At 73.0% G+C, this 14886-nt stretch carries 10 protein-coding genes; 9 read left to right on the forward strand and 1 reads right to left on the reverse strand.

The genetic code is table 11. The features are described from left to right. Positions 1-3: 3 nt before the first annotated feature. The 3 genes from OG514_RS32870 to OG514_RS32880 all read left to right on the forward strand — a co-directional run bounded on the left by OG514_RS32870 (position 4) and on the right by OG514_RS32880 (position 2831). A complete protein-coding gene (locus OG514_RS32870; RefSeq protein WP_266901122.1) occupies positions 4-1374 on the forward strand; it encodes a DUF1996 domain-containing protein in 1371 nt (456 codons plus the stop codon). Then, on the forward strand, positions 1350-1904 hold the full coding sequence (locus OG514_RS32875) for a DUF305 domain-containing protein (RefSeq protein ID WP_266901123.1): 555 nt from the start codon (positions 1350-1352) through the stop codon (positions 1902-1904). The genes OG514_RS32870 and OG514_RS32875 overlap by 25 nt, the downstream gene beginning before the upstream one ends. 204 nt (positions 1905-2108) lie before the next feature. After that, complete coding sequence (locus tag OG514_RS32880) at positions 2109-2831, forward strand: N-acetyltransferase (RefSeq protein ID WP_266901124.1); 723 nt, start codon at positions 2109-2111, stop codon at positions 2829-2831. A gap of 73 nt (positions 2832-2904) precedes the next feature. Here OG514_RS32880 and OG514_RS32885 read toward each other — a convergent pair whose 3' ends face one another. After that, the gene (locus tag OG514_RS32885) at positions 2905-3939 is read right to left on the reverse strand and encodes a PP2C family protein-serine/threonine phosphatase (RefSeq protein WP_266902249.1); all 1035 of its coding nucleotides are present in this window, start codon (positions 3937-3939) and stop codon (positions 2905-2907) included. A 526-nt stretch (positions 3940-4465) separates the two neighbouring features. On the opposite strand from OG514_RS32885, the gene OG514_RS32890 reads away from it, so the two are divergent. The 6 genes from OG514_RS32890 (at position 4466) to OG514_RS32915 (ending at position 14872) form a co-directional block, all read left to right on the forward strand. Beyond that, positions 4466-7945 carry a WD40 repeat domain-containing protein gene (locus tag OG514_RS32890; protein WP_266901125.1) on the forward strand — a complete coding sequence of 1160 codons (3480 nt, stop codon included), beginning with the start codon at positions 4466-4468 and terminating at the stop codon, positions 7943-7945. A gap of 295 nt (positions 7946-8240) precedes the next feature. Continuing rightward, positions 8241-9851 (forward strand): hypothetical protein, encoded by a 1611-nt coding sequence (locus tag OG514_RS32895; RefSeq protein ID WP_266901126.1) that lies wholly within the window; start codon positions 8241-8243, stop codon positions 9849-9851. A 248-nt stretch (positions 9852-10099) separates the two neighbouring features. Continuing rightward, positions 10100-11341, forward strand: coding sequence for a hypothetical protein (locus tag OG514_RS32900; RefSeq protein ID WP_266901127.1), 1242 nt, complete (start codon positions 10100-10102; stop codon positions 11339-11341). Next, positions 11341-12759, forward strand: coding sequence for a hypothetical protein (locus tag OG514_RS32905; protein ID WP_266901128.1), 1419 nt, complete (start codon positions 11341-11343; stop codon positions 12757-12759). The genes OG514_RS32900 and OG514_RS32905 overlap by 1 nt, the downstream gene beginning before the upstream one ends. A gap of 50 nt (positions 12760-12809) precedes the next feature. Beyond that, positions 12810-13424: an SLATT domain-containing protein gene (locus OG514_RS32910; protein WP_266901129.1), complete on the forward strand. Its 615-nt coding sequence runs from the start codon at positions 12810-12812 to the stop codon at positions 13422-13424. A gap of 254 nt (positions 13425-13678) precedes the next feature. Continuing rightward, entirely contained in the window at positions 13679-14872 is a 1194-nt protein-coding gene (locus OG514_RS32915) for a hypothetical protein (protein WP_266901130.1), read from the forward strand. Positions 14873-14886 lie beyond the last annotated feature (14 nt).

Below are 14886 nucleotides of genomic sequence, written 5' to 3' on the forward strand. Positions count from 1 at the left end.
GACATGCGCAGACATCCCGTCCCCCTCTACACCCTCCTGGCGGGGGCGCTGGCGGTCGTCCTGGCCGCCGCCCTCAGCATCACCCTCACCACCAGGCCCGCCTGGGCCGCGACGGTCGTCGTCCAGGCCGAGTCGTACGCCGCCCAGTCAGGTGTCGGCCTGGAGGTGACCGCGGACACCGGCGGCGGGCAGAACGCCGCCTACCTCGCCGACGGCGACTGGATGCGTTTCGACGGCGTCGACCTCGGCGCCGCCGGCCCCCTGACGGTCTCGGCCCGGGTCGCCTCCGCCACCGGCTCCGGCTCCGTGGAGCTGCGTACCGGATCGCTGACCGGACCGGTGCTCGCCACCGTCTCCGTCTCCCCCACCGGCGGCTGGCAGACGTGGGCGACCTCGGCCGCCGACGTCGCCACGCACCCCACCGGACCGCAGACCGTGTTCGCCGTACTGCGCAGCGCCACGCCCGGCGACTTCGTCAATCTCAACTGGCTCTCCTTCGGCGGCGGTGGCGGTGGCGAAACGCCCGGTTGGGTCGCCGTCGACCAGGGCGCGTGGAACGCGCAACTCGCGCAGTTCCGGGCGATGACACCGGCAGCGGTGCCGGCCGACTCGGTCCGTGTGCCCGAGTTCAACGCCACGTGCACCTACAGCCACTCCAAGCCTGACGACCCGATCGTCGTTCCGGGCCTGCCGGGCGCCTCCCACATGCACAGCTTCTTCGGCAACAAGAGCACCGACGCTTTCACCACGGCGCAGAGCCTGCGGGCCCACACCGGCACGAGCTGCACCCCGGCCGAGGACCTGTCCGCCTACTGGATCCCGACCCTCTACGAAGGAGGCAAGGCCGTCGAACCCGACGGCGTCATCGTCTACTACGGGTCGAGGCTCCTCGACCCCTCGGCGACGGTGCCCTTCCCCCAGGGCTTCCGCATGATCGCGGGCAACGCCAAGTCTCAGGTGCCCACTCCGGCGGGCTCGGCCAACCAGTTCTACTGCGCCGGAGAGGGCGGCGAGATCGGCCGCAGCGCCGACGGCAACTGGCCCGTGTGCGCCCCGACCGCCAAGCTCGTGTATCAACTGCTCTTCCCCGACTGCTGGGACGGCAAGCACCTCGACAGTCCGGACCACAAGTCGCATGTCGCCTTCACCCACAACGGCAAGTGCGGTGGCGACCACCCCGTCGCGATTCCCTCCGTCTCCTTCGTCATCGGCTACCCGACCGGTGGCAGCCCGGCCGGGTTCTCCTTGTCCTCGGGCCTCGCGTCCTCCATCCACGGCGACTTCTTCAACGCCTGGGACAACGCGGCCCTGGGACAGCGAGTGAAGGACTGCGTCGTGCAGAGCGCCAAGTGCAACTCCGCCGGCACGTTCTGATCCTGCGGACGGCGGCGGCACTGCTCGCGGCACTGCCGGCCGTCGGCTGCACCCAGCAGCCGGCGGTCGGCCCACCCCGCACAGCAATGTTCAACGCCACCGACACCGCCTGGATCCAGCTGATGATCCCCATGGACGAGCGAGCCGAGCAGCTGACGGCCCTCGCGTCGTCACGAACCGCCGACCCGGCCCTGGCCGAGATCGCGTCCGCGTCGGAAGCCGGGCTCAAGGACGAACTCTCACGCCTGCGCGCGCTCCTGAAGGTGTCAGGGGTCCCGGACACCCGCCCTCACGAGGGGCACAGCATGCCGGGAATGGTCTCCCTCGACGTCCTCGACAGGGCGACCACGACGACCGGCAAGGAGCTCGACCGGCTCTTCACCGACAGCATGCGCGCCCATCTCGCCCAGACCCGGACGCTCTGCACCGGCGAACGCGCTTCGGGCTGGTCCAAGGCTGCGATGGAGCTGGCGAGCGCCATCGAGAGGAGTGCCGCCGATCAGCTCGCCCTGCTGAACGCGCCACGGTGAGCGGCCGGTACACACCCTTGACGTCGGCCTCCGTTCACTGCCGACACCCATGACCGATCTGACAAGTCCTCAGCGGTGGAACCGATGCAAGGCCGCCGGAATCGATCGTGAGGTCCTCGTCCGACATCCACCCCGGTGGCCCGGAACCGTTCGCCGGGCGCACATCCCGTGCGGGAGCGCTCCCATTCTGGGATCGTCGGCCACATGACGACAGCACCGTTCACCCGCCGCTACCGGACCTCGGACCGCGCCGAACTCGCGGACATCTGTGTCAAGACGGCCCACGAGGGCGGTGACTCCTCCGCCCTCTACCCCGATCCCGAGCTGATGCCCGTGATCTTCGCCTATCCGTACGTGGAGCTCGAGCCCGACTTCGCGTTCGTTCTGGACGACGGCGCCGGGCAGGCCGTCGGCTATGTCCTCGGGGTGCCGGACACCGCGGGCTTCGCCGCCCGGTTCCGTGAGGAGTGGCTTCCCCGGGCGGCGGAGCGGTTCCCGGCGCCCGTCGGTGCGGCCGTCACGCCCGCCGAGTCGATGGCGTTCCTGCTCCACACACCGGAGCGCATGGTCCGCGACGAGTTGGCCGGACATCCCGCGCACCTGCACATCGACCTCCTTCCCTCCTGGCAGGGGCGGGGGTACGGGCGCGCCCTCATCGCCACTCTGCTCGCGGCGCTGCACGTGCACGGCGTGCCCGCCGTGCACCTGTGCATGGTGCGGGCGAACACACCGGCCCGGGCGTTCTACGACCGCCTGGGGTTCGAGCAGCTGGACGTACCCGACCCCGGACCCGTCTGGTACCTGGGCCGCCCGACGGCCCAGGACGCGCGGTCCGGGCCCCCGGCGACCGTGGAGCAGCCGGACGCCGGAGGCCCGGGCGGTCCTCGGTCGAGCCGCAGGGCGAGCCAGTCGGGCCCGCGTCGGTGACGGCGGCGATTTCGGCCTCAGGCCCCGGCTCTGCATGTCGGATGCGACGGCCACTCCGCCGATGCCCACCACCTCACTGGGACCAGGCGGCTCCAGGCGGCTCCAGGTGTACGGCGAGGGCGGCGATGTCGTCGTCGAGGCGCCCTTTGGTGTAGTGGAGGAGATCGCGGTGCAGCGCCGTGAGCAGTTCGCGGGGTGGTGTCGGGGGCTGCCGCCGCATCCAGGCTGCCAGCGGGAAGAACTCGCCGCTGCGGTCGCGGGCCTCGGCGATCCCGTCGGTGTAGAGGAGCAGCAGGTCGCCGGGGGCGAAGGCACAGCTGTCGACGCTGTAGTGATCACCCAGCAGGTCGGCAAGGCTGAGCAACGGCGAGGGGGACTGCGACTCGAGGACGCGGAGTGTCGTGCGGTTCAGGATCAGCGGGGGCGGGTGTCCGCAGTTGAGGACGTCGATCCGCCCGCCTTCGTTCGGGATCTCGACGAGCAGCGCGGTGGCGAAGCGCTCCATCGTTCCCTCGGGAGGAAAGGCACCGTTGTACCGGATGCAGCTGGCGTCGAGCCTGCGGGCGACCTCGACCATGTCGGTCTCGCTGTAGGCGGCCTCGCGGAAGGCGTTGACGATGGCCGCGGCCGCTCCCACTGCCGGCAGTCCCTTGCCCCGTACGTCGCCGATGAGCAGCCTGACGCCGAACGGCGTGTCGATCGCCTCGTAGAAGTCCCCGCCGATGCGCGCCTCCGCCGCGGCCGCGAGGTACAGCGACTCGATCTCGATGTCTCCGAAGCGGCGTGGCATCGGGCTCAGCACCACCTGCTGCGCCGCATCGGCGACGAGCCGTACCTGCAGGAGCGTGCGCTCCCGCTGGAGCCGGACATGGCTTCCGTACGCCGCGGCCACGGTGACCGCGATGATCCCCGCGACCGTCCACCACGTTCCGAGGTCGGGGAAGACGAGGCTGAGGCCGATCATCAGGAAGAGGCAGACCGTGCCGAGCAGGATGGTGGGCAGGACCGGCCACATGGCGGCGGCCAGAGCCGGGGCGGCAGGCAGCAACCGGCTGAAAGCCAGCTCCGGCGGAGTGGTGTAGGCCAGTGCGGCGATCACGACGGTCAGAATGACCGGCGATAGCCGTACAAGCAGGCCCGGGCTGTAGCGGCGGTGAAGCCACAGCCGTCCAGACTCGATCACACCGGATAGAATATCCACACAAGAGGGACATAGCGCTTCAGGGCGGCGACTGGACCGGGGCGGCCCTGCGTGTGTACGCACGTGTGTACGACCCCCTGTCCCGGCAAGCCCCACTCGCTCCACCTCCACGCAAACGGGCTGTGACCCGTCGCCCGCCGTCCCACTCCTCACCCGCCACCCGTCGGATCGGCGGCCCTGCGTTGCCGGCGAGGGGCACACTCCACGCACACCGGCCCCGCGAGGTGCCGCCCCGCCGACGCGGCCGTTCCAGAAGCTGACAGTCCTCCGCGACCACTGACTGGCGCACGCGTTCGACTCCTGAACAGTCGACCCCTTCGAAGTGTCTCCGTAGTACGTCAACTCCCCTGTGCGAGGGCGTTCCCGGTGTCACTATGTCCTCCCGGACCAGTGGTGGCACCACTCCGCGGGTCGTGCACGAGGGGGAATGGCGATGGCTGACGGGCTGCCCGCACCACTGGACGTCGGCGCCCTGGTCAGCGGGCCGAGGCTGTCGATGGGCCCTGACCGGGCCGTCGCCCGGCAGACGCTCCTCTCGGCCGCACAACCCGCGCTCGGGTACCTGCGTGCGCGGGTGGCCGCCGAGGACGTGGCCTCCCTCCGTGTCCTTCGGGACGGAAGGACGCAGCTGCACGCGCTCCTCACGCCCCGAGCAGCGGCGCGGACCTGTGTCCTCGCTCTGGCGGACGATCCGCCGTACCGCCCGGCGAGAGAGTCGGAACCGGGCGTCTCCCAGGCGCTGCGGGCCTCCGCCGCGATGGGTCTTGCCATGGTCGACGATGCCGACCGTGCCTCGCAGGAGCTCGCCACCGGTGCGCGCTGGCTGCGGCACTCCTGGGCGCAGTTACCCTCCGCCGACGGCCCGGCGTCCGGCCTGCTCGACCTCTTCCTGTCCGGCCCCGCCCCGCGCGCGGCGGTCGGGCACCAGGCACGGATCCGGCGCCTGGTCGAGGGGCTCGGCGCGGAGGACCGGGACCTGGCGCTGCCTCTCCTGCTCTGGCTGCTGACACTCGACGGAGCCCTGCCCGAACCGGAGCCCGTGGCGTCGGCGAGCGTGCTCTTCGACGGCGGGAACATCGGGGTGCGCGGCACGCTGAGCGTGGCGGTGTTACCTGAGGGACCGCCCGCGCTCGTCCCCGACCCCCGCACCATGTCGGGTTTCCGCGCCGACGAGAAGTTCCACGACTCCCTGCGGAACGCCTGGACGGCAGCGGGCGATGGAACCGGCGGAACCGTCCTCTGGTCGCTCACCGACGACGAGGGCGTCACCGCGATGGCCGCCGATCCCTCGCTTGGCTGCGCCTTCGCCGTTCTCCTGGACGAGGTCCGGCGGCAGAGCAAGGGCCGCTTACGGAGTTTCGTGACCGTCCGGAGGCTCAACCCGCGGACCGCGCTGGTCGGCGCGCTCGACGGCACCGCCGAGGGCCGGCTGACCAGCGTCGGCGGCTACGACAAGAAACTCCGCGCCGCCGACAACGGGCAGACCGTCATCCTCCCCGAGGACGACCTGCCGAAGGCCCGGGAGGTGTGGAAGGACGACCGGGCAGCCCGGCTGCAGGGCGTCGAGACCGTCCCCGACGCCGCGAAGGCCGCCCGTACCGTGGACATGCACGCCCTCGTGCGGTCCGGGGCATCCGTCATCGGCATCCTCATCGCCCTGGTCATGATCGGCGGTGCGGCGGGGTACGCGCTCTGGGACCGCGGCGAGGAGCGAGCGCGCCGGGCGCTGGCCGCCGACCTCGTCACCGAGGCCCTGACTCGGCGCGCCACCGAGCCCAGGCTGGCGGGACTCCTCGCACTGGCCGGGAAGCGGATCGACTCCGACACTCCCAACGCCGAGCAGGCCATGCGGGACGTCCTGGAGACCAACTCCGGTCTGCGCATCGCCTGGAAGGCGAGCCCCGGCGCCGTCGACAGCATCGCCGTCGACGACGAACGGAACCGGGTGTACACCACCGGGGACGACCCCTACCTCAAGGCGTGGGACCTCCGGACCGGAAAGGCTCTGGGCAGGATCCCGGCCGAAGTCGGCGGCCTGGTGTACAGCGCGCCCGCCGGGCTGCTCGCCGCCGAGGCCGAGGACGGGATCCACCTCTACTCGGCGCAGGGCCCCGTGCCCGCTCCCCTCGGAACCCTGCCGGAGCCGAGCTGCGCGGCCCCGGGCACGCACCGGGTGGCGACCGCGTTCACCGAGCCCGGGAGCCGACTGATCGAGGTGCGCAACGACGGCACCATCGCCCAGTTCGACGTGCTCACGCGAGAGGAGTCCGACTGCCGACGCGTCGGCCCCGGGGGCGCCCCGCAGGCCCGTTGGCGGATCCTCGACGCCGCGGTTGCGCGGGCCCCGTGGGCCTCCGGCCAACTGCCGGGCGAGGAGCGGGCAGTCCTCCTCCTCGACGACAACCAGGTGGTCTCCGTCGGCCTGGACACCCACAAGGTCACGTCCGAGATCAAGGACGAGGACATCCCGGGACAGGCCTTCGCCGTCGGGGCCAACGACGCGCTCGTGGTGCTCGCCACCCCGCGCGGGGTGTTCGCCTGGGACCGACAGCGTGGGCGCCCGCTCGACTACCCCGTGGGCGGACTGGCCGATCCCCCGAAGGCCATGATCGAACACAACGGAAGCGTCGTCATCGCGGGCGACGGAGGCACCGCGCTGGTCCCGCTGGGCACCGGGGGCGACGCGGCCACGAGCCGGGGAATGGAACGGCCCCGCGGCGGAGCGGCGAGCGCCGCCGCTGTCGGCGACCTGTTCACCGTCGTCGCGGCCGGCCGGGACGGCTGGATCGGCGTGCTGGACCGCCGCCCGGGGCCGCTTGGCCTGCTGCCCGGCGGCGCGTCGAGCGCCGCCAGTTTCGCCACGGACGGATCGCTGCTGCTCACCAGCGTCAGCGGGAGACTCTCCTACGGTCTCCGTCAGGTGCGCCCTCAGCCGCTCGCCTACAAGCAGAACCCGGCGCTGTCGGAATACCCGACCCTCGTGACGTTCGATTCGGCGGGCCAGTTCATCAACGACGCGGCCTCCTCCCCCACGTACGTGGCCTCGGCCGGCCAGTTCAAGGGGGCCGCCAAGATCGTCGTATGGCGGAAGGACGGGACCTTGTTACGTGACCTGGAACCGCCCGGCGCCGACCAGGGCACCACCTCCAGCGCCCACCGCGTCGCCGTCGGCGTCGGGTTCGTGCCGGGCGAGGACCTGCTCGTGGCACGGCACGTCGACGGCCCCCTGTACCTGTGGTCCACCCGTACGTGGAAACCGCTGGGCGCCATCTCGCTCGGCGCGAGCGAAGGCCTCGGGTTCACCCTGCACGAGAGCCGGCCGCTCGCCCTCGCCCTGGAACGGGCCGGCGCCGACGACGCCCGTCTCGTCCTCGTGGACCTGCACACCCGCGCCACCAAGGCGGTCGCCGCCCCGCGGGTCCTCCGGTTCGCCTGGAGCCGGGACGGGTCGCGGGTGGCCCTCCTCGGCCTCGACAACACCGTGCGGTTCCTCGACGCCGACCTCCGCGAGACCGGCCGACCGCTGCACCTCACCGGCGCCGTGACCACGCCGTCCTCGATCGCGCTGTCGCCCGACGCAGGTCGGGTCGCGGTCGGGTACGCCGACCGGGTCACCGTGCGTGACACGGCCACCGGCGACCTCGCCCTGCCCGAACTACGGGTCTCCGGAACGGACGAGATCATCCACTTGCGCTGGTCGCCGAACGGCGAGGTGCTGGCAGGGATCACCCGGTCCCCGCGCGGCCGGGAGGGCGACCGGCCCTCCGGACCGGTCGAGTTGTGGCGGGTGGGTGCCATCGACTGGGGCGAGGTGCTGTGCCACTGGACCGGTTCGGGGCTCACCCGTGAGGAATGGCTCGACCACGTCGGCCCCACCGAGCCCTACGTCGATCTGTGCGCCGAGAAGAAGTGAGGCCGTCACCATGCCATGGGTCCGTCCGCCCCGTCTCCTTCCCGCCCGCCCGTCGGGCGCGCGAAGGTCACCCGAGGTACCACCAGCCCGGCCGTCCGGACCGGCGACGGGACCGGCGAGGCCCTCGGTCCGCCCGTACAACGGGGTGCCGCCGTGCGAGGCCGCGGCGGCGGGCCCACGACGTGAGGGTGGGGCGGGCGCACCACGTGCGGGTGGGACGAGTCCGTCCTCGGGCCTCTCGCGCCGGACCGGTCGCCGCGCGGTGGCCCTCCTCGTCGCGGGGATGATCGCCGCCGTGGGATGCACGGCCACCGACGACGGGGCCGCCCCGGCCGGGACCCGCCCGTCCACCGGCGCCGCCGGGTCCGGGCCGGACCGGACCCGCCCGGTCCTCGCCTTCGTCCAGCCCGAAAAGCGGGCCGTGATGCTGGCCGATGCGGCAGGTCGTACCTGGCGCGCCGCGCCGACCGACGACGCGCCCCCGCCCTCCGAGGTCGTGTGGTCGCCCGACGCGCGCCGCCTGGCCTGGCTCGACGAGACGAACATGAGCGGCACCGGCGAGATCCACATCTACGACGTGGCCAAGGGCACCGTGCACTCCGAGCCCTGCCCCTGCCGTGGTGTCGGTTTCCTCGGCCAGGACGTGGCGACGCTGGCCGCGGACGGCACCTCCCTCGCGCTCTTCCCGCCCGGCTACCCCGCCGAGCGCGCGCATCGCGTCAGGCTCGGCAAGGCGCAGGGGGCGTACGCCGAACTCGCCGTCGGCGGGCCCGACGACGTCATCGTCTTCTCCGTGCTGCCCGAGGGCCCGGGCGTCACCCGCGGTCAGGGCACCGTGTCCGCCGTCGACCGGCGCGGCACGGTCCGCGCGCTCCTGCCGCCGACGAAGCCCACCACGTTCACCGACGCCCTGCGGGCCCCCGACGGCAAGGCCCTCGCCTGGGGCACCTCCGACAGCGGCGGTGCCTGCTGGACGAGGTCGACCCTGCTCACCCACTCCGGCGACACCGCCGAGGAGCCCCTGCGGCGGCTGCCGGACGATGCCGCCTTCCGGCGGGCCCTGATCGGTGAGCGGCAACGCTCCCTCGGCTCCTTCGCCTGGGCCGGCGACGGACTCACCGTCACCTACGGTCCGCTCGTGAGCTGCCAGGTGCTCGGCTCCGACCGGTTCGTCTCCTACTACGTGCGGGGTGGGGTCCACACCTTCCTCGGCACCGGCATGATCGGGATCGCGCTCGGCGCGGACGGGCGCGTGGCCAGACTCGCCGTGGACCTGTCCTCCACCGGTCTGGCCCGGGCGCAGCCCGGCATCGCCGGATACACCGGGACCCTGACCCTGACCTCGGGCGGCCGGGAACAGACCCTGGGGAAGGGGGTGTCCACCTTCGCCTTCACCCCCTACGAGAGCGCCGCGGCCAAGCCGCCCGCCGCCGTCCCACAGCCCCAGGACACGGCCGTGACCACCGTGGACGACCACGGCGCGCGACTGCCCGAGGGCGTGGTCCGGCTGGCCCGTCAGATCGAGGAGGCGGCCGCACGCGGGGACACCGATCGGCTCGTCGCCCTGTGCGGGACCTGCCGGCCGGGGGTGCACCAGTGGATCCGCGGAAAGGACGGCGCGGCGGCCGTCCTGCGAGCGATCCGCGCACACCCCGGGCGCAACGGCGCGGAGGGGCTGATGTACCCCGGCCTGAGCAGTTGCGTGGACCAGCCCGAACAGGACATCACGTGTACACCGCAGCAGCTCAGGGACGTCGCCCTGCTCGGCCTGCGGCCCGACGAGGCGAACGTCGACTACGGCGGCGTCGTCTACTACAGCTGGAGCGGCGGCCCCGCGATGGTCCCGCTCCTTGTACGGACCGACGCGAAGGGGGCGGCAGTGTGGACAGGCCTGGCGGCGGGATGAACGACCCGACGGTGACGGACCCCGCCGCGGTCCCGGCGCCGAGGAAGAGCGGGCAGGAAGAGACCGAGGGTCGGGAGCGGAAGGCGGGCGCTTCGACGCGGGAAGCGGCCGTCCCGATGCGAGAGGCGGGCAGCCTGATACGTGAAGCAGGCGGCCGGATGCGGGAAGCCGGGGTCCCGGTGCGGGAAGTCGGGGATCCTGAGGGGCAGGCCCGGGGTGGCTCTCGGCGGCCGGGCGGCGGACCGATCATGACCGGCGACCTCGTGGGCGGCCGTCGGGTGCTCGGCTTCGGACATGTCGAGGGGGCCGCGTCCTCCGCCGACTCCAGGTACTCCGCGTCCACCACCTCCTCCGCGAACGGCGCCGAGAGAGCCGTCGCCCCCTTCGGGGACCGGCTGCTGCTCGACGGCGACCAGCACGCCGACGGGCCGCCCACACGGAGCGCCGACCCCACCGACCATCCCACGCTGGAACGGACGGGGCCTCCCCCGTACCGCCAGCTCGACGACCGGCACGTGCACCACGCGGACGACCTCGCCCCCGGTCTCGTCACCGCCTTCGAAAGGCTGCTGTACGGGCCGGACGCCGCCGGCTACCTCGGTGTCCTCGTCGACCGGCTCACCGCCGACGGCCACGGAGTCTGGCTGGCCGGTGGAGTGCCGCGCGACCTGGTGACGGGGGCCGTCTCCGACACGGCACGCGACGACGGGACGGCAGCCGTCCCCGACCCGGCACACGATCCGCCGACCGGAGCCGGCCCCGCCACGGCACACGACCTGGACGCGACCGGCACAGCACCGGCCGGCGCCTTCCTCACCGTCGTCGACGAGGTGCTACTCCTCGACGGCGACAGCGCGGAACTCCCCCGGCTCTTCAGCCCGCGCTCCCTCGTCTGCTCCGTGCTCGCCGTCCGCCGCGACCGGCGAACCCTGGAGTACCGGGGTCTCGGCCTCACCGGTATGCCGTATCCGGCGACCGGAACCGACCTGCTCCAGGACGCCCGGCAGCGCGACCTCACGGTCAACACCCTGCTGTACGACCCCGTACGACGGCTCGTCCTCGACCCGCTGGGGCGGGCCCTCGCCGATCTCGGACTCCACGCCGAGGCCGCACCACGTCCGCTCCGGCTCGCCCTGCCGGGAACCCCGGAGCGGCCCGACGTCTGCGCCGAACTCCTGCTGCGGGCGGCCAAGTTCCGGATCCGCTGGGACGCCCGGGCCGGCCTGGACGACACCGCGCTGGGGGCCTGGGCCGCCGGCCTGCCCGCGGACCTCGCCGCGCGGCTCGACGGCGGCCCGGAGGGGTTGCCGCGGCTCGCGGGCCTGTGGGAGGCGTGGGTGCCGGGAGGGCCGACAGCCGCCCAGGCGGAGTCGCTCCGAGCATACGGACCGGCCATGTCCGGCCTTCTCGACCGGCTGGCCGCGCCGACGCGACGGGAGAGCCCCGGGCACCCGGCCGAACGGGCCCGGTCCGACGAGAGGGACACCTGATGACCGGAGCCGACGCCCTCCCCGCGCACCGTCCCTTGAGCGGCTGGGTCGCCCGGGTCGAGCCGGGCGGCACCCCCGGTGCACCCGGTCTGCTCGGCCCCATCAACGACGGTGACGAGCGCGCCGACGCCAGAACGGCTGCGCGTTTTCGCACCACCGGCTGGACCCGGGTCGACGCGGCCGTGCGGCGGCCGACCGGTGTCCCCGTACGGGCGCTCGCCCTGCGGGCGCCGAACGGGGCCCTCGTGGTCGAACTCGACGACCAGGGCGCCCCCGTGGAAGTCTCCACGGACGGCGCGGAACTTGTCGCACTGCTTGAGAAACGGTGGGCCGACGTCCCCGCCGACCCCGCGACCGTGGACCGGCTCGTCGGCGAGAGCCTGGAGCTGCGGTACTTCCTGCTGCACCGTCTCGCACTGGAGACGGCGGCGCCGGCCGCCCTCTTCCACTGTCTGCCGTGGCACCGGGTCGAGGCCGCCGCCCACGCGGCGGCCGCCCTCCTCGCCGGACCCGAGCCCGGACACGCACCCGAACCCGAACACGTGACCCCTACAAGACAGGAGCCGCGCCCCGCTCCGTACGGTGAACTGCGCCATTGGTTCACCCCGGCCGCCACCTCGCTCGCGGGACCCCTTTCAGTCCTGGAGGCCGGGCTCCGCACCGTACGCCCCGGTCCTTGGTTCGGCCGGGAGGCGTCGGCCCTGCTCGCCGGGCTCCTCGCGGTGGATCCGGAGCGGCTGCCCACGTCGGCCCGCGGCGCACTGGCCGGACTCGCTCTACGGATCGGGGCGAGCCCCGCCCTTCAGCACAGTGCCCGGCTCGCCGCCGCCCGGCTGACCGCCCCGGAGCCCGGCGCCGAGGCCGAAGACCTCGCGCTCACCGCCCGGATGGACTCCACCTTCGTCCTCCGCGCCGCCGACGGGGAGGACGACGAGCCGACCGCCGCGTCGCTGGGGCAGGGGCCCGTCGAGGCCGAGGTGACCGTCACGCGCGCTGGACGGGTGACCGTCGAGATGGAGATCGACATCGTCGCGGCGGAGGCGGCCGCCACCGGTGGCGGGCGAGCGCCGGACGCCGCTGAGGGCCCTCCGTGTCAGCCCGTGCTGCTCGGGCCGGCGGGCGAGGCCACCGGAGCGCCGGGAGGTGAGCGCTACTGGATGGTGCTCGACGATGTCGGCCCGATGCTCCACGGACGGATCGCCGCCCCCGCTCCGCCCGGGCAGTTCGACGTGGACCTGGACGGACCACCGGTGCCGTTGCTCTTCCTCGACCGGGTGTCCCCCGCGAAGCTGCTCGCCTCTCTGCGGGCCAACGAACGGATCGGCCCCGCCCGTTGGCACGAGCTGGTCGACGGGTTGCCACCCCGTCATCCCGCGCACGCCGCCCTGACCGCCTACGAGGAGGAACTCCCCACGTAGAAGCGGACGTTCCGACCCCTCGATGCACCCGGCCCCGCTACCGTGGGCGGGTGGACGCCACACCGACCGACGCGGCATCGAACCCGGCCGCCCCCGCCTCGGCCCCCGCCCCGGAAGCCCCTCCGGGAGGGGCATCGGAGACCGGTACCGACGGCGAGGCGAACCGCCGCCAAGCTCTCGACGCCGAATTCCGCCGTCTGGAGGAGAGCGCCATGTGGAGCGCACAGTGCCAGTTCGAAGAGGGTAAGCGCTGGCGGGCGACGCACTGGGCCCTCGGCCTTCCCGCGACCCTGCTGGCCGCCATCGCGGGGACGACCGCGCTCGTGGAGTCCACGGGCGCGACCGCCGCCGGCATCCTGGCGCTGCTGTCGGCGGGCCTGGGCGCGATCCTCACCACGGTGAACGCGCCCCAGCGGGCGAGTCAAGCCGTCGCCGCGGCGAACGTCTACCTGTCGATTCAGACGGCGGCCCGACAGCACCGCGAGATCGACCTGCCGGCCTGGACCACCGTCGAGGCCCGCGAGGCCCTGGCCGCGTTGACCACTCGCCGCGACGAACAGAATGCCGGTGCCGACCCGCCCAGCCGCCGCGCCTACCGCAAGGCACACGCCAACCTGAGCGCCGGGGGCCAGACCTACACGGTCGACGGACCCGCACCGCTCTGACCGGAGCCCGCTGCACGATCCCCGACAGCGACGGAGCACAGCCGGCGTGCGGCCACCCGTGGCCCTTCGATCTCTCCGCGACGATCAGCCGGCGCCCCGCGGAGGACGAGCAGAGGCCCCGTCGACGCCCCCGGCTCCACCCCCTCAGGGACTCCTGGGCACGGCTACGGTCATCGGGCACGGAGGGGTACGGCTTCCCTCGCTCGGGCTGCGCACCATACTGGTCGGGCCCTGATCGCCCACCGAACGGTTCCATGGACAAGAACAGCACTTCTTCGACCACCGTCCCCGACACCGCCTGGCTCGGGCGCGGGCGCCACCTCGGGCCCGAGCCCGAGCGGGACGTCCGGCGCAACCTGCTCGCCCTCAAGGCGGCCCAGGTGATCGACGATTTCCTGGACCTCGACCCCGTCGAGGCGGCACGTTCCACCGACCTGTACCCCCGGGACGGGTCCGCCGACCCCGGCCCGTCCGCCCGCCGCCTCTTCGAGGCCCGCTGGCGCGTGGCCGACGGCGTCACGGTACGCGCGCAACTGACCACCTACGAGACCGAGTCCCGCCGCACGAAGAGTGCAGGTGTCGACTGGGTCCTCGCCGCCGAGGCCGAGCGGGCGTGGGAAGCGGGCTGGCCCTCACCGGCCACCGTGTTCTGGCCCGACAGCGACCAGATCGCATGGGACCACGAGACGGTGGAGGGCGTGCGCCTGCGAACGGCGAACCACCTGCCCAAGGACGACGACGAGTTGCGCCGGCTGCTGCGGGCCTGCACCCGGCAGAGCTGGTTCATCCATGTCGTGGTGCACGAGGCGATGACGCCGGACACCCTGGGCCGCCGGCCGATCACGGCGTTCCTGCCACCGAGCCTGCGGCACCGGGTGGTCGAACACCGGGCCACCCCGGACCAGGCGCTGATCGCCGACTTCGTGATGAAGCGCGAGCTGGGTGTGGGGATACCGCGCGGCGGCGCGGTCATCCTGCCCCCGACACCGCAGGCCTTCGATGACGACGCGGAGCGCTTCACGGTACGCAACGTCTTCCTCGACGGCACGGAACCCACTCAACTCCTGGACAAGATTACGGAGTTCGCCTCACTGCCCCAGCCGCTGCCGGCCGAGGCCGAACAGGCACTGACACGGCTGCGCCAAGGCTGGCACCTGCTCACCCCCGACGAGGAGCTGGACCACGCACGGGCCATGGTCACCAGGTACGCCAAGGCACTCGAAGCCATGACGGCATCCTGCGACCTGTACCGGGAGGCCGCCGAGTCGGCGCTCGACGCCCTCGCCGAGGCGACCGGCGGCGAGGGCGTCCCCCGGTCGGCATCGCCGGCGACCGCCAAAGAGGACTCTTCGCCGTGGAAGAACCTCACGAAGACACTCGCCCGCTTCCGGGGCTCGAACCCCCAAGCGCCGGAAACGGAGGTCCAGCAGCGTCCGAACGGCCAGTGACACAGGGAGCAGCC

It is taken from the genome of Streptomyces sp. NBC_00572 (assembly GCF_026341815.1).
Taxonomy (GTDB): Bacteria; Actinomycetota; Actinomycetes; order Streptomycetales; family Streptomycetaceae; genus Streptomyces.

What these genes read in the sequence shown, in the direction of transcription:
- OG514_RS32905 (WP_266901128.1), top strand. Translation starts at nt 11,341, where the DNA reads ATGACCGGAGCCGACGCCCTCCCCGCGCACCGTCCCTTGAGCGGCTGG.
- OG514_RS32870 (WP_266901122.1), top strand. Translation starts at nt 4, where the DNA reads ATGCGCAGACATCCCGTCCCCCTCTACACCCTCCTGGCGGGGGCGCTG.
- OG514_RS32890 (WP_266901125.1), top strand. Translation starts at nt 4,466, where the DNA reads ATGGCTGACGGGCTGCCCGCACCACTGGACGTCGGCGCCCTGGTCAGC.
- OG514_RS32900 (WP_266901127.1), top strand. Translation starts at nt 10,100, where the DNA reads ATGACCGGCGACCTCGTGGGCGGCCGTCGGGTGCTCGGCTTCGGACAT.
- OG514_RS32880 (WP_266901124.1), top strand. Translation starts at nt 2,109, where the DNA reads ATGACGACAGCACCGTTCACCCGCCGCTACCGGACCTCGGACCGCGCC.
- OG514_RS32915 (WP_266901130.1), top strand. Translation starts at nt 13,679, where the DNA reads ATGGACAAGAACAGCACTTCTTCGACCACCGTCCCCGACACCGCCTGG.